Origin of the sequence: Nocardia brevicatena NBRC 12119, assembly GCF_000308495.1 — a bacterium.
In the GTDB taxonomy this organism is placed as follows: Bacteria; Actinomycetota; Actinomycetes; order Mycobacteriales; family Mycobacteriaceae; genus Nocardia; species Nocardia brevicatena.
The window spans coordinates 1-13277 of sequence record NZ_BAFU01000035.1; the positions used below are offsets into that span (position 1 = coordinate 1).

The 13277-nt window shown below is 67.1% G+C and carries 15 protein-coding genes; 7 read left to right on the forward strand and 8 right to left on the reverse strand.

The window, feature by feature from the left end:
- Nucleotides 1–322: hypothetical protein (locus ON20_RS38605; RefSeq protein WP_245547094.1), on the reverse strand; the 322-nt coding region annotated here is incomplete at its 3' end.
- On the opposite strand from ON20_RS38605, the gene ON20_RS07580 reads away from it, so the two are divergent.
- From ON20_RS07580 to ON20_RS07595, 4 genes are all read left to right on the forward strand, one after another.
- Nucleotides 266–1591 carry a helix-turn-helix domain-containing protein gene (locus tag ON20_RS07580; protein ID WP_368853922.1) on the forward strand — a complete coding sequence of 442 codons (1326 nt, stop codon included), beginning with the start codon at nucleotides 266–268 and terminating at the stop codon, nucleotides 1589–1591. The genes ON20_RS38605 and ON20_RS07580 overlap by 57 nt on opposite strands.
- A 52-nt stretch (nucleotides 1592–1643) precedes the next feature.
- Nucleotides 1644–2441, forward strand: a complete 798-nt coding sequence (gene recO, locus ON20_RS07585) for a DNA repair protein RecO (protein WP_040834277.1) — start codon at nucleotides 1644–1646, stop codon at nucleotides 2439–2441.
- Between the two features lie 63 nt (nucleotides 2442–2504).
- Nucleotides 2505–3329 carry an isoprenyl transferase gene (locus ON20_RS07590; RefSeq protein WP_051161883.1) on the forward strand — a complete coding sequence of 275 codons (825 nt, stop codon included), beginning with the start codon at nucleotides 2505–2507 and terminating at the stop codon, nucleotides 3327–3329.
- Entirely contained in the window at nucleotides 3326–3745 is a 420-nt protein-coding gene (locus ON20_RS07595) for a YbjN domain-containing protein (protein ID WP_157228743.1), read from the forward strand. The genes ON20_RS07590 and ON20_RS07595 overlap by 4 nt, the downstream gene beginning before the upstream one ends.
- A gap of 18 nt (nucleotides 3746–3763) precedes the next feature.
- On the opposite strand, the gene ON20_RS07600 is transcribed toward ON20_RS07595, so the two are convergent.
- Nucleotides 3764–4423, reverse strand: coding sequence for a TetR/AcrR family transcriptional regulator (locus ON20_RS07600; protein WP_051161898.1), 660 nt, complete (start codon nucleotides 4421–4423; stop codon nucleotides 3764–3766).
- 102 nt (nucleotides 4424–4525) lie between these two features.
- Here ON20_RS07600 and ON20_RS07605 point away from each other — a divergent pair, with 102 nt between their 5' ends.
- On the forward strand, nucleotides 4526–5512 hold the full coding sequence (locus tag ON20_RS07605; protein ID WP_040834262.1) for a hypothetical protein: 987 nt from the start codon (nucleotides 4526–4528) through the stop codon (nucleotides 5510–5512).
- A gap of 86 nt (nucleotides 5513–5598) precedes the next feature.
- Here ON20_RS07605 and ON20_RS07610 read toward each other — a convergent pair whose 3' ends face one another.
- A complete protein-coding gene (locus ON20_RS07610) occupies nucleotides 5599–6030 on the reverse strand; it encodes a Fur family transcriptional regulator (RefSeq protein ID WP_040834263.1) in 432 nt (143 codons plus the stop codon).
- 14 nt (nucleotides 6031–6044) lie between these two features.
- A complete protein-coding gene (locus ON20_RS07615; RefSeq protein WP_040834281.1) occupies nucleotides 6045–6398 on the reverse strand; it encodes an ArsR/SmtB family transcription factor in 354 nt (117 codons plus the stop codon).
- 245 nt (nucleotides 6399–6643) lie between these two features.
- Between ON20_RS07615 and ON20_RS07620 the strand changes: the two genes are divergently transcribed.
- A complete protein-coding gene (locus ON20_RS07620; RefSeq protein ID WP_040834282.1) occupies nucleotides 6644–8029 on the forward strand; it encodes a glycine--tRNA ligase in 1386 nt (461 codons plus the stop codon).
- 6 nt (nucleotides 8030–8035) lie between these two features.
- Here ON20_RS07620 and ON20_RS07625 read toward each other — a convergent pair whose 3' ends face one another.
- From ON20_RS07625 to ON20_RS07635, 3 genes are all read right to left on the reverse strand, one after another.
- Nucleotides 8036–8644, reverse strand: a complete 609-nt coding sequence (locus tag ON20_RS07625; RefSeq protein WP_040834264.1) for a TenA family protein — start codon at nucleotides 8642–8644, stop codon at nucleotides 8036–8038.
- 394 nt (nucleotides 8645–9038) lie between these two features.
- Nucleotides 9039–9425 carry a VOC family protein gene (locus ON20_RS07630; protein ID WP_040834265.1) on the reverse strand — a complete coding sequence of 129 codons (387 nt, stop codon included), beginning with the start codon at nucleotides 9423–9425 and terminating at the stop codon, nucleotides 9039–9041.
- On the reverse strand, nucleotides 9422–9709 hold the full coding sequence (locus tag ON20_RS07635; protein WP_040834266.1) for an ArsR/SmtB family transcription factor: 288 nt from the start codon (nucleotides 9707–9709) through the stop codon (nucleotides 9422–9424). Before ON20_RS07635 ends, ON20_RS07630 begins: the two co-directional genes overlap by 4 nt.
- Nucleotides 9710–9982: 273 nt before the next feature.
- Here ON20_RS07635 and ON20_RS32925 point away from each other — a divergent pair, with 273 nt between their 5' ends.
- A complete protein-coding gene (locus ON20_RS32925) occupies nucleotides 9983–10927 on the forward strand; it encodes a hypothetical protein (RefSeq protein ID WP_051161885.1) in 945 nt (314 codons plus the stop codon).
- Nucleotides 10928–11282: 355 nt separating this feature from the next.
- On the opposite strand, the gene ON20_RS07645 is transcribed toward ON20_RS32925, so the two are convergent.
- Complete coding sequence (locus tag ON20_RS07645; protein ID WP_040834267.1) at nucleotides 11283–13253, reverse strand: TPM domain-containing protein; 1971 nt, start codon at nucleotides 13251–13253, stop codon at nucleotides 11283–11285.
- Nucleotides 13254–13277: the final 24 nt, after the last annotated feature.

The window sequence follows — 13277 nt, forward strand, 5'->3', positions numbered from 1 at the left end:
CCTCGATCAGCAGCAGTTCGCGGACCTTCTCGGTGTAGCCGGGGCGACTAACAGCAACCGGGAGATCGGAAGTGCCAAGCCCCGCTTGGAGGGTTTGGTGAGGTTGTGTCGGGAGGGTGGGGTTCCGCCGGAGGTGGTGCAGGCGGCGGTGCAGCGTTATGGGTGGGGTGATCACCGTTCGGAGGGGTTGTATCGGGTGGATTTGTTGGATCAGCCCTTTGTCGGTCCGAAGGAGGACGAGCCGATCCGTGGGTGGTTGCGGGGTGTGCGTTATCGCCTCGGCCTCGATCAGCAGCAGCTCGGGGACCTTCTCGGTGTACACCGGACAACTGTCAGCGGGTGGGAGACCGGCCGTACCGAGCCCAGCTTCGATGCGTTGGTGAGGTTGTGTCGGGAGGGTGGGGTTCCGCCGGAGGTGGTGCAGGCGGCGGTGCAGCGTTATGGGCTGGGTCATCACCGCTCGGAAGAGTTGTATCGGGTGGATTTGGTGGATCAGCCCTTTGTCGGCCCGGAGGATTCCGATTCGTTCGGTGAGTGGTTGCGGGGTGTGCGTTACCGTCTCCGTCTCGAGCAGCAGCAGTTCGGGGAGCTTCTCGGTGTAGCTCAGGGGACTGTCAGCAACTGGGAGGCCGATATCGGTAAGCCTCACACCGGTAGTATGCGGGCGCTGCGGGACAAGGCCAGGGTGCCGAACGAGTTCGTGCGTGCGGCGCTCGAGAAATTCACCGGAGATCCATCCGTTCAGCAGGACCCACCGGAAATGCAGGCGATGAAGTGGGAACTCTTCGCCACCGTCCCGGGATCGGAGGACGAAAAGGACCTGCGGAGGAGGATTCTCGAAGAGTACCGGTATATCGATACGAACGGGCGGGTCAGAAACCTCGACTATATCGTGAACAGTTCGAGCTCGAACGAGCATACGTCCACCTGGACGCACCATGAGCGTGAGGACCTCAGGAATACGGTCCATGAGGCCGTGCTCAGGGCGATATCCAGGCACAATCCGGCCTATGGTCGGTTGTCCACCTTCGCCTGGGCGACGGCTCGCGGTACGGTGAGGGAAGCAGTCTTCGAACGGGCCTCTCGCGGATTGTCCAGGCAGGAGTCGCGGGAGGTGCTGAAGGTTCGACGGGAATTCGAGCGTCGCAAGCAGTCGGGCCAGGCCGTGGATGCCGCTACATTGGCCCACGCGATGGACCTGCCCGTGGACCGGGTCGAGGCCGCGCTCGCCGATATCGAGCGGGAGTCGACGCTATCATTGGACGCGTCGTTCCCCGGGGAGGACGGCGATGGCCCCGGTCTCGATATCGAGGACACCTCTCGGCCCAAGGCCATTTTGGCCGACCAGCCCACGATGGATTCCCTCGAAGAGGCGATGTCCGCCCGTCACTCCGATCCGGGGAACGCGATGTTTGTGGTGCAGTGCCTGATGCGTGGCGATTCCATAGCCCAGGCGACGATGGACCTGCGTGCGGAAACGAACCTGACCGCCGACGACGCGCAGGAGGTGGTGGCCGAGACCGTTGCCATCCTGCAGGAGTATTACGCCGACAAACGTCCCAGGACCACCGATGAGAGGGACGAGGACTAGGTAGGCGGCGCTCCGGGCGATGTCGGTCACCCGTCCGTGCAAGACTGTCGATGTGCGCTTGTATCGTGATCACGCCGTGGTGCTGCGCCAGCACAAGCTGGGCGAGGCGGACCGTATCGTCACGCTGCTCACCCGGAAGCACGGGCTGGTGCGGGCGGTCGCGAAGGGGGTCCGCCGCACTACATCGCGGTTCGGGGCGCGATTGGAACCTTTCGCTTATATCGACGTGCAGCTGCACCCGGGCCGGAACCTGGACACCATCACCCAGGTGCACACCGTGGAGGCGAACGCGGCGGGCATCATCGACGACTACGGCCGCTACACCGCCGCCTGCGCTGTCCTGGAGACCGCCGAACGGCTGGCCGGCGAGGAACGCGCCCCGGCGCCCCGGCTGCACACCCTCACCGCGGGCGCCCTGCGCGCCATCGCCGCCGGTCACCGCCCGCACGAGCTGATCCTGGACGCCTACCTGCTGCGCGCCATGGACTACGCCGGCTGGGCCCCCGCCCTGGACGAATGCGCCCGCTGCGCCACCCCCGGCCCACACCGCGCCTTTCATATCGCCGCGGGCGGCGCGGTCTGTGTGCACTGCCGTCCGCCCGGCGCGGCCACTCCCGCGCCCGAGGTGTTCGACCTGCTCTTGGCGCTGCGGCGCGGTGACTGGACCGGGGTCGAGCGGGTATCCGACCAGGTGCGGCGGCAGGCCGGCGGTCTGGTCGCGGCGCATCTGCAATGGCATCTGGAGCGGAAACTGCGCACCCTGCCGCTGCTCGAGCGCTCGAACCGGGAGCCCGCCGAGAACCCAGCGCCCGAGTCGGATACCGCGTTCCCGGTGGGGGCCGGGGCATAGGTCCGGCCGGTCGCACCGGCGAATTCCCACCGGCCCGTGGCGGGGCCGGCCGTATCGGGCAGGATGGGACAGGTGATCCCGCGTCGTGACTCTTTCGGTTCGGACGTCCTCCCGTCCGAGCGCCGCCGCACAGTTCGTCCGCCGTCATCGCATCCGTCCGGGGCGCGTCCGCCGCAGCTACCGCCCGAACTGGTTCCCAGGCATGTGGCGTTGGTGATGGACGGTAACGGCCGGTGGGCGCAGGAGCGGGGGCTGCCGCGTACCGCCGGGCACGAACGCGGCGAGGCCGTGCTCATGGACACCGTCGAGGGGTGTATCGAGATCGGTGTGAAGTGGTTGTCGGCGTACGCGTTCTCCACCGAGAACTGGCGGCGCAGCCCGGAGGAGGTGCGCTTCCTGATGGGCTTCAACCGGGATGTGATCCGCCGCCGCCGGGACGAGATGCACGAGATGGGGGTGCGGGTGCGCTGGGCCGGGCGGCGGCCGCGGCTGTGGCGCAGCGTGATCAAGGAGTTGGAGACCGCGCAGGAACTCACCAAGGACAACACCGTCATGACGCTCACCATGTGCGTCAACTACGGTGGGCGCGCCGAGATCGCCGACGCGGCACGCGAGATCGGTCGTCGGGTGGCGGCGGGGGAGCTGGACCCGGAGAAGATCACCGAGGCCACGGTCGCCCGGTTCCTCGATGAACCGGATATGCCGGATGTGGACCTGTTCCTGCGTCCGTCCGGCGAGTTCCGCAGCTCGAACTTCCTTATCTGGCAGTCGGCCTACGCCGAATATGTCTACCAGGACACGCTGTTCCCCGATTTCGACCGGCGCAATCTGTGGGACGCCTGTCTGGCCTACGCTCGGCGCGACCGGCGGTTCGGGGGTATCAAATGAGCGAGCGGGACGCGGCCCTGGCCTCCGATCTGGAGTTGCAGGCCAGAGCGGGCGCCTCGTTGGCGCTCTACGACATCGATGTGCGGGTCGACAACGACGGTTCGCTGCGGTTCGACTACGAGGGCGTGCTGTGTTCGCTGAGCGCCGTCACCCTCACTCCCGGGCTGGATGTGTTGACCCTGACCTGCGTGCTGGCCTGGGATCGCCCGCTCAAACCGCAGTTGCACAAACGGGTGGCCGAACGCAACAACTCGTTGCAGTTCGGTTCGATCGTGGTGATCGGACGCGACAGGCTCGCCGACGTCATCCTGCGCTACACCTTCCCGGGTGCGGGTCTGGACGATCAGGCCTTGAGTACCATGCTGCTGCTGGTGCTCTCGGGTGCCGCACGGGCACGCCAGGGTTTGCTGCCCTGACGCGCCGATGGCCGAGCGTTACGGGCGCCGGAGGTGGCCGAGCCGTGATTCGGCGGATCGGTTCGGTGGTGTCGCCGGTTGTGTGGGTCCGTAGGGAAACAGCGTCTCCACACCGCGGACCAGGGTTTTCGAGTCGAGGTCACCGATGATCAGGTGTTGCAGGATATAGCCCGGAAACAGCCCGAACAGCGCGGCGGCGACGGCATCGATATCGGCGTCGGCGGGTAGCCACCCGACTTCGCGCATCCGCTCGACATAGTCCCGCCATATTCCGCGGATACCGACCATCGTCCGTTTCACGTATACCGCGGCCTCGGAGTCGATCAGCCCCAGGGTCCAGGCCTGCGGCGCCAACCGCATCCGCCCCTCGGGCCCGCACTGCGCGTCGATCCAGGTGGTGGCGACGGTGACGACCTCGGCCGGGGGCGGTAGTGGGTCGCGGTGGATCACCTCGGACAGCACCTCGCGGATATCGGCCGACGCGTTCGAGGCCAGTTCGGCGACCAGTTCGTCCTTGCTCTTGAAGTAGCGGTACACCGCGCCCGCCGACAAACCCGATTCGGCGAAGACATCCTGCATGGATGTCTGGTGGAACCCCTTGCGTGAGAAGCAGCGCTGCGCCGCGTCGACAATCTGCCGGCGGCGGCGTGCCAGGTGTTCGTCACTGACTCGAGGCATGATCCCAAAATAAAACGAATATTCGTTCTTGACAACCATATCGGCCGATGCGACGGTGGACGCAACAAAAAGAACGAACCTCCGATTTTTCGGGAGAACGTCATGAAGCTCATTCAGCGCGCCGTGGCTTTCGGGCTCGCCGCCGCTCTCATCCAGGCGCTGATGCTGATCGCCTTCGCCTGGCCGGCCTCACACACCGCGCCGCGCGACCTACCCATCGCCGTCGGCGGTCCGCAGGCCGGCATGGTCGTAGAACGGCTCGAACAGCAAAGCCCCAGCGCGTTCGAGCCGACCGTGCTGCCCGACGAGACCGCGGCACGGGAGGCGATCACCGATCGTGAGGTCTACGGCGCGATTGTCACCGGCGGCGGTGCACCACGGCTGCTGGTGGCCTCGGGAGCGAGTCCGGTGGTCGCGCAGCAACTCACCCAGATCGGTCAGCGGCTGGCCGGCGCGCCCACAACGCCGGTCGAGGACGTCGTGGCCGCCGATCCCGACGACCCGCGCGGCGCCGGTTTCGGTGCCATGGCATTGCCGCTGGTCATGGCGGGCATTGCCGCGAGTGTGCTGTTGACCCTGATGGTCGGGTCGACGGCGGGTCGTCTCGTCGGCGCGCTCACCTTCGGGGTGGCCGGCGGTCTGCTGAGCATGGTGATCGTGCAGGGTTGGCTGTCCCTCATACCCGGCAACTATCTGACGCTGTCCGCGGTGGCCGGGTTGATCTCGTTCGCGGTCGCCGGTTCGATCGTGGGCCTGAGCAGCGTGATCGGGCGGGCCGGAATCGCCCTCGGGGCGCTGACCATGCTGTTGGTCGGAAACCCGTTCTCAGCCGCCACCTCGGCACCGGAACTGCTGCCGCGGCCGTGGGGCACCGTCGGCCAGCTCTTGCCGCCCGGTGCGGGCGCGACGCTGGTGCGGTCGGTGGCGTTCTTCGACGGCGCCCGTGCGGGTGGGCCGTTGCTGGTCCTGCTGGGGTGGGCCGCGGCCGGGTTGGTGCTGCTCGGGATCGGGATATTCCGCGAGCTGCGCTCGGGCCGCTCGGGCGAAGTGGCGGCGCCGGAGTCGGAGCCCGTCCCCGCCGCGGTGTGAATCGGAGGCCGCGCGGGGAGCCCTGGACACGGACCGAGGCCCCTACCTCGAGGTAGGGGCCTCGGTCCGTGTCTCGTCCGGAGGGATCAGTCACGCGAGCGGGTTTCGGCACAGGCGCTGCAGCTGCCGAAGATCTCCAGCGTATGGCTCACGTCGGTGAAACCGTGCCGGTCCGCGATGGACTCGGCCCAGGCCTCCACGGTGGGGCCCTCCACCTCGACCGTGCGTCCGCAGTGCCGGCACACCAGGTGATGGTGGTGCCCGGTGGAGCACTGCCGGTACATCGATTCCCCGGTGGAGGTGCGCAGTACGTCGACCATTCCGGCGTCCGCCATCGACTGCAGGGTGCGGTAGACGGTGGTCAGGCCGATCCCTTCGCCGCGGCGGCGTAGTTCGTCGTGTAGTTCCTGGGCGGAGCGGAAGCGGTCGATATCGTCGAGCAGCGCGGTGATGGCGCTGCGCTGTCGGGTACTGCGGATCCCCACCTTGTGTGCGGTGGCCGACTTGTCGGTGGCCATGGCTATAGAACCAATCACCCTTCTTCTTCGGCGTGTGCGACTGCGTCGACCACGATATGCGCCAGATGGTCGTCGACGAGTTCGTAGAGGACCTCCCGGCCCGAACGCTCGCCGTGCACCACCCCGGCCGATTTGAGAATCCGCAGGTGCTGGCTGACCAGCGGTTGTGTGACACCGAGGGCGTCGACCAATTCGTGCACACAGCGCGGCGACTCCCGCAGTTGTAGCACGATGGCGATGCGGACGGGGGCCGCGAGCGCTCGCAGCAGCTCACCGGCGTTCTCCAGCACGGTCCGCGACGGAATCGGGGCGGGGGCGGGAGAGCGGTAGGGGTTGTGCGGGGACGCGGCGGCCGTATCGGTTGTCATCAGAGCAAACTCCTTATTGGAAACCGATTCCATTTTGGTATGCACAGGTGCGCATGTCAAATATCGGCCCGGACCGCGGGTGTCGTGGTGCCGCTGTCAATTCGTTCGACACGGCTCGATAGGCTGTAACAGACCGCGTTTGTCTGCAGTGCAATGTATGCAATGCAGTGCAATGAAGCCGAGGTCGCGCACGCCCGCTCCGGGCAACCTCGGATTCCGACTCGTAGTGGATGGAGAAATCTCGCGTGGCACTCAAGTCGAAGGTGGACACCGTTGCCAACCTCGCCAAGCGCCGGGGGCTGGTGTACCCGTGCGGTGAGATCTACGGCGGTACCAAATCGGCGTGGGATTACGGGCCGCTGGGCGTGGAGCTCAAGGAGAACATCAAGAAGCAGTGGTGGCGTTCCGTGGTCACCGGCCGCGAGGACGTGGTGGGCCTGGACTCCTCGGTGATCCTGCCGCGCGAGGTGTGGGTGGCGTCAGGCCATGTGGAGACCTTTACCGATCCGCTGGTGGAATCGCTGCACACCCACAAGCGCTACCGCGCCGACCACCTACTCGAGGCCTACGAGGCCAAACACGGCCACCCGCCCGCGAACGGCCTCGCCGATATCAACGACCCGGAAACCGGCCGGCCCGGCAAGTGGACCGAGCCGCGCAACTTCTCCGGTCTGCTGAAGACCTTCCTCGGCCCCGTCGACGACGAGGAAGGCCTGCACTATCTGCGTCCGGAAACCGCGCAGGGCATCTTCGTCAACTTCGCCAATGTGATGACCACCGCGCGGAAGAAGCCGCCGTTCGGTATCGCCCAGATCGGCAAGAGCTTCCGCAACGAGATCACCCCCGGCAACTTCATCTTCCGCACCCGCGAGTTCGAGCAGATGGAGATGGAGTTCTTCGTCAAGCCCGGCGAGGACGCCGAATGGCACAAGTACTGGATCGACACCCGCTTCTCCTGGTACACCGACCTCGGTATCGACCCCGACAACCTGCGGCTGTACGACCACCCGAAGGAAAAACTGTCGCACTACTCGGCCGGCACCACCGATATCGAGTACCGCTTCGGCTTCCAGGGCGGCGAATGGGGTGAGCTGGAAGGCGTCGCCAACCGCACCGACTACGACCTGTCGACCCATTCCAAGCATTCCGGCATCGAGCTGAGCTACTACGACCAGACCACCGGCGAGCGCTATATCCCCTATGTCATCGAACCCGCGGCCGGTCTCACCCGCTCGCTGATGGCGTTCCTGGTCGACGCCTACGCCGAGGACGAGGCCCCCAATGCCAAGGGCGGTGTGGACACCCGCACCGTCTTGCGGCTGGACCGCCGACTGGCCCCGGTGAAGGCGGCCGTGCTGCCACTGTCCCGCAACGCCGATCTGACGCCGAAGGCGAAGGACCTCGCCGCGAAACTGCGCAACAACTGGAATGTCGAATTCGACGACGCCGGCGCGATCGGCCGCCGCTACCGGCGCCAGGACGAGATCGGTACCCCATTCTGCATCACGGTCGACTTCGACACCCTCGACGATCAGGCCGTCACGGTGCGCGAACGCGACTCCATGACGCAGGAACGCATCGCTCTCGACCAGGTCGAGGGGTACCTGGCGCAGCGCCTGCTCGGCTGCTGAGCCCGGTTACTCCGGCACGTCCCAGAAGGCGAGTTCATATCGCATGCCGGTGCGGAAGAGTTGCTCGGCGCGTTCGGGTTCGGTGACGGATTCGTCGAGCATCTGCGCGCAGCGCCGGGTGAGTTCGGCGAATCCGGGGTCGGCGTAGGTGTCGACCCACCGCCGGTAGCGCGGTTCGGTGGGCGGCTTCCGCACGAGCAGCGCCCCCAACGTCGAATAGCCCCACATGCACGGGTACAGCGCGGCCAGTCCGTCGGGGTAGAAGGCGGCCGCGTCGAGCAGGAATGCCGTATAGGCCGCGCACGGCTCGCCCTTGGTCGTGCCGGCCAGGTCGGCTCCGAACTCGGCGGCCAGACAGCGGTGCAGCGACAACTCGTCGTGATAGGTCGAATGCGCCAGATCGACCAGGTTCCCGAGGTGCCCGGCGGGTGCCTGCCAGGTCAGCCGGGCGAACACCCGCACATAGTCCAGTAGGAACAGATAGTCCTGTTCCAGCCATGACCGGAACACCGGCTCCGGCAGATCGCCGCGGGCGATACCGGCCACCGTCGGATGGTCGAGCTGTTCGAGGACCAAGGGGCGGCCGATGGCGTGCAGGTGCTCGGAGATATTCACGGCCTCAGTCTGGCGTATGGCCTTCCCCGATCCGATAGGTTGTCGGCCCGTAGGCTGCACAGCTCGCGCGAGCGACGATCATGATGAACGCGAAGGTAACCGTGATGTCGGACGGGGTCGATCCCGTGTCGCCACGCCCTTGCCGCGGCGTGCTTCGGCGCAGCCGACGATCCTGAGGGCAAGTCCGGCCATCCCGAACGGGAGGTCCGGAATCACCGCCCGTCGCCAGGCCGTCGGCCCGGCAACAGGTGATCGGTGCCGTATTCGGGGCGGCGGCCGTGATACCACACCGCCTACCTCCGCGGCTCGGTCGAGTCGAGAACGCGCGGTAAGCGGCATGAGCGGGTGCCGGGATGAACGACGGTGACACCTGCTCGGCCGAGTCGAGCCGAAGTCAGACCGGGGTGACGATCTGGATCAGGTTCCCGCAGGTGTCGTCGAAGACCGCCATGGTCACCGTGCCCGCGTCCATCGGCTCCTGTGTGAACGTCACCCCCAATCCGCGCAGCCGCTCGTATTCCGCCTGCATATCGGTGACCTGGAACGAGGCGGCCGGAATTCCGTCGGCGACCAGCTTTTCCTTGTACTGCTGGGCCGCGGGATGTGCGTCCGGTTCGAGCAGCAGTTCCGTGCCCTCGGGGTCCTCCGGGGAGACGACCGTCAGCCACCGGGCCCCGCCCGCCGGTTCGTCACGCTTCTTGATGAATCCGAGTACCTCGGTGTAGAAGTCGAGGGCCTTCTGCTGGTCGTCGACGAACACACTGGTGACATAGATTTTCATGGTGTTTGCCCTTTTCCGGTGATCGGCCACCGCTCGAAGATGGCGGCCAGGGGAGTGGTGTCGAGGTGGTGGAACTTGTACCGCCCCTGCTTGCGCGTCGTGATCAACCCGGCCTCCTCCAGCACCGTCAGATGCTGGGATATGGCCTGCCGGGTCAGGTTCAGCCGATGTCGACTCGTCAGGCGGACACAGATCTCGAACAGGGTTTGACCGTCGTGTTCGGTCAGTTCGTCGAGGATGGTGCGTCGGGTGGGATCGGCAAGGGCCTTGAAGATATCGCCCATGCGGCAACAATAGGCAAGTCGTGACTTGCCTGTCAATGAGGCGTGCCGAACGCGGCGCGGAACCTATCGATCAGAGCCGGCGGTCCCGATCCAGTGGCTCGTCGGCGAACTCGGGTGGCATTCGGTGCGCTGTTGTGGCAGCAGCGAATCGACGGAAGTGGTTGTGCCGTATCGCGCCGCAGGTGATGGCCGGTAGCCGAACCGTCGCCATCGCCCCGCCATGGTGGTGAAATCCGTGGTCATCTGTTGTCGACGGAAGCAGAATCGTTGCTCATGTTCGAGTTTCACGCAGAGTTGACCCCGATGGACGAGCACGACTGTCTGCTCGATGCGACCGCGGGACCCAACGGGGCGATGATCGCATTGTGGACGACCGCGGAGGGGGCAGCGGCGCTCACCGCGCGATACCAGGATTCGGGTGGGGCATCGTTCGCGCGCAGCAGCGCCGAGCGTCCGGTTTCGGCGCGGGTGGTGACCTACACACCGGAGGTGTGCGCCGTCGTCCCGATCGCGGAACTGAGGTCCGCGTTCCCGACGGTCCAGGCTTTGCCGGACGGTGCGGTGCTGGTGGTCGGGAGTCGGTGCCGTTGGTCACCGGAGGGCCCCGAGCACAACGCGGCCGTATACGGCCCGGATGGGGCGCTGATACGGACCGGTGTTCTCGGCGACGGTATCGAGCATGTCGCGGTATCGGACTCCGGTGATATCTGGGTCGGTTACTTCGATGAGGGCGTGTTCGGGAACTACGGGTGGGGCGGGCCGGGGCCCAAGCCGATCGGCAGTGCCGGCCTGGTTCGTTTCGATCGCTCGCTGCGACCGGTGTGGCGGCTCGACGACACCGACATGGCCGACTGCTACGCCCTCAATATCGACGGTGACACGGCCTGGGCCTACTACTACACGGAATTTCCGGTCGCTCGGATAGCGGGCGGCGACACGACGATCTGGGACAACCCGGAGGGCGTCGCCGGCGCCAAAGCCGTGGCCGTGGCCGTGGCCGTGGCCGAGGACCGAGTCGCGCTGTACGGCGGATACGGGCGCGACGGGAAACGCCTGGTGCTCGGTCGGCTCGGCGACGGTCGGTTCCACGTCGAGCAGACGGGTCGACTCGACTTCCCCCACCTTCACGAGCCGGACCACATCGGTTTGTACGGTAGAGGCGACACTCTGCACCTGGTCGCCGACCAGCATTGGTACCGGGCCCGCTCGCTCGGATGAACAGCGGATATACGGTTAGATCGACCCACGCGACACAACCCTCGGCGGCCCTTGCCCAACCCACGGCTCGAATCGCCGCCTTCCGTCATATGAGAGGCCGAGGTGTCCTCTCAGGGTCGGTGATCTCGAGTGAGGGAACTCCGGCGGCCATGCGGTGTTCGGTGTACTGCCGGGGTAGGCGACAAGGGCGCGTAGTGGAGCGTGCGGCGGCATAGCGGTGCCGGAAGGCATCGGCCTCAGCGGTGCGCAGAGTGCGGGCGACGGCGTGGAGAGGGCCGGTTCGGCGAGTAGGCGAGGCGAATCAACCGGGCCTTCGAGAAGGTCTTCGATGTCGGTTCTCTCGTGCCTGCCCGGTTCAGAACCGCCCACCCCGGCTGATCCGGCGCGAGCCGGACGACCCGCCGAATGACGGTGCGCCGAAGCCGCCGTAGTGGCCACCAGTGGTGGTACCGCCCAGCATGCCCCTGATGAGGATGCCGCCGAGGACCGCGCCGGTCTGGACCGTGCCGGGCGGCATATCCCGGCCCTCCCAGGCGCCCACGCTGGTCTGCGCCTCCTCCAGTGCCTGTCCGCCGAGGTCGGCGGCCCGACACGCCACGGACAGGGCCTGATTCGGGTCGCTGTCGTATAGCCGCCGCGCCTCGTCGAGATGGCGCTGTGCCTCGGACAGCCGGGTGCGTGCCGTGGCATCGACAGCGCCGCGGCGGGGGTCGATGTAGTCGGCGGCGAACCGGATCCGCGCGGCCGCGTTGGTGAGGGCCTGGTCGAGCCTGCGGCGCAGGTCCTCGGCCGCCAGTCGGCGATCCGAGGCGACGGTGAGAGCACGGTCGAGTTCGGAGTCGGCGGCGACCGCGTCGTGGAACACACCCAACGGGTCGGAACCCGCGCGGGTATCGGCGGCTGCCAGCACCCGCCGCGCCGAGGAGACGGCCGTGTCGAGTTCGGGACCGCCGTAGTCGCCGAGTTCCGCCGCGTCGGCCAGATCGGTGTGCAGCTCCGCCAGCACTCCCGGCAACCCGTCGCGGGCCTGCCGGATATTCGCGGCCGCGTTCAGGACCGCGTCGAGCAGGGTGCGGGCCTGCGCGATCGCCGCTTCGGCCTCCCGAATGGCCGCGATCGCGCCGCCCTGTTCGCCGACCGGGCGGCGGAGCGCGGCGCGCCCGGAGCCGATACTGCTCTCGGCGAACACGGTCCGCTCCCGCGCCATGGCGACATTGTCCCGCACCGAGGCCAGTACCTCCGGCGGATAGGTTTCGCCGAGCCGGGTCAGTTCCGCCTCCGCGTCCGGGACATGTCCGGTCACATCGACCAGGTCGCGGGTCAGGGCGTCCAAGCGGTCGCCGGCGTTGATGAGCAGATTCCGCATGGCGTCGAATTCGGCGACTCGCGCGTCGAGTTCGCGGTCGGCGCGGCTGAGGGTGTCGATCAGCTCCAGCAGCAGAACGCGTTGTTCGTCCGGGGTCTCGGGAATCGCGTCGTCGAGCCGCTGCCGGATGGAGAAGGCACGCGCGGTGGCCGCTCTCGCGTTATCCAGGGCGGTGCGGAACGGCAAGGTGGCGGTTTCGCCGAACTCCCCGACCGCCAACTCCAGTTCCTCGGCGCTGCCGCGTACTGCGTTGTCCACATCCACCAGCATTTCCCGGGAACGGGCATGCAGCGTGTGCAGCGACAACGCGCTCAGCGCCCGGGTATCGCCGGGTTCGATCTCGCGCGCCCGTGCCAACTCGTCCCGTTCGCGATCACGCCGCCGTTTCCGCGAATACAGCATCAGCGCGCCGAGCACCACCACGATCACCGCCGCGACCACCAGCACCGCCACCATGTTCACACCGCCCCCCGACGCCGCCGCCCCGATCCCCTCCGCGGCCGCCACCCCCGCATCCGCCCACCGGTCGGCCCGCAACGCGGGTTCGATATCCGTCGTGAGCACCGAGTCCAGCTCCGAATCGGACACGCCCCTCGGCAATTCCCCGTCGAAGGCGTACTCCCGGGTCGTGACGGCCACCGCCAGCAGGAGGTCCCGCTTCCCGAACCCCGACAGGCGAGCCGTCCGCCCCGCCCACTGCTGCGGGGCGAGCCCCGCGAAGTCCCGCACGTAATACACCCACAGCCGTACCTGGTGCTCGGTGAACAGCTTGTCCACCGCCGTGCGCACCCGGGCGTATCCGGCACCGTCGAGCACGTCCGCCGTGTCCACCACATAGGTGTCCATCCGGGTGGGCGGCTCGGCCGTGGAGACAGGCGGCCCGATCAGCAGTGCGCCCAGGAGAAGGAGACCGGTAAGGAACCCGACCGGCCGGTGGACACGGCGATACGGCAGCGTCATGAACCGAATCTATCGCGTGGGAGC

Bases quoted from the DNA above. Each gene is read 5' to 3' on its own strand.
- ON20_RS07610 (WP_040834263.1), bottom strand. From the start codon at position 6,030: ATGGCCACCGACAAGTCGGCCACCGCACACAAGGTGGGGATCCGCAGT.
- ON20_RS07645 (WP_040834267.1), bottom strand. From the start codon at position 13,253: ATGACGCTGCCGTATCGCCGTGTCCACCGGCCGGTCGGGTTCCTTACC.
- ON20_RS07595 (WP_157228743.1), top strand. From the start codon at position 3,326: ATGAGCGAGCGGGACGCGGCCCTGGCCTCCGATCTGGAGTTGCAGGCC.
- ON20_RS32925 (WP_051161885.1), top strand. From the start codon at position 9,983: ATGTTCGAGTTTCACGCAGAGTTGACCCCGATGGACGAGCACGACTGT.
- ON20_RS07600 (WP_051161898.1), bottom strand. From the start codon at position 4,423: ATGCCTCGAGTCAGTGACGAACACCTGGCACGCCGCCGCCGGCAGATT.
- ON20_RS07590 (WP_051161883.1), top strand. From the start codon at position 2,505: ATGGGACAGGTGATCCCGCGTCGTGACTCTTTCGGTTCGGACGTCCTC.
- ON20_RS07630 (WP_040834265.1), bottom strand. From the start codon at position 9,425: ATGAAAATCTATGTCACCAGTGTGTTCGTCGACGACCAGCAGAAGGCC.
- ON20_RS07605 (WP_040834262.1), top strand. From the start codon at position 4,526: ATGAAGCTCATTCAGCGCGCCGTGGCTTTCGGGCTCGCCGCCGCTCTC.
- ON20_RS07615 (WP_040834281.1), bottom strand. From the start codon at position 6,398: ATGACAACCGATACGGCCGCCGCGTCCCCGCACAACCCCTACCGCTCT.
- ON20_RS07635 (WP_040834266.1), bottom strand. From the start codon at position 9,709: ATGGGCGATATCTTCAAGGCCCTTGCCGATCCCACCCGACGCACCATC.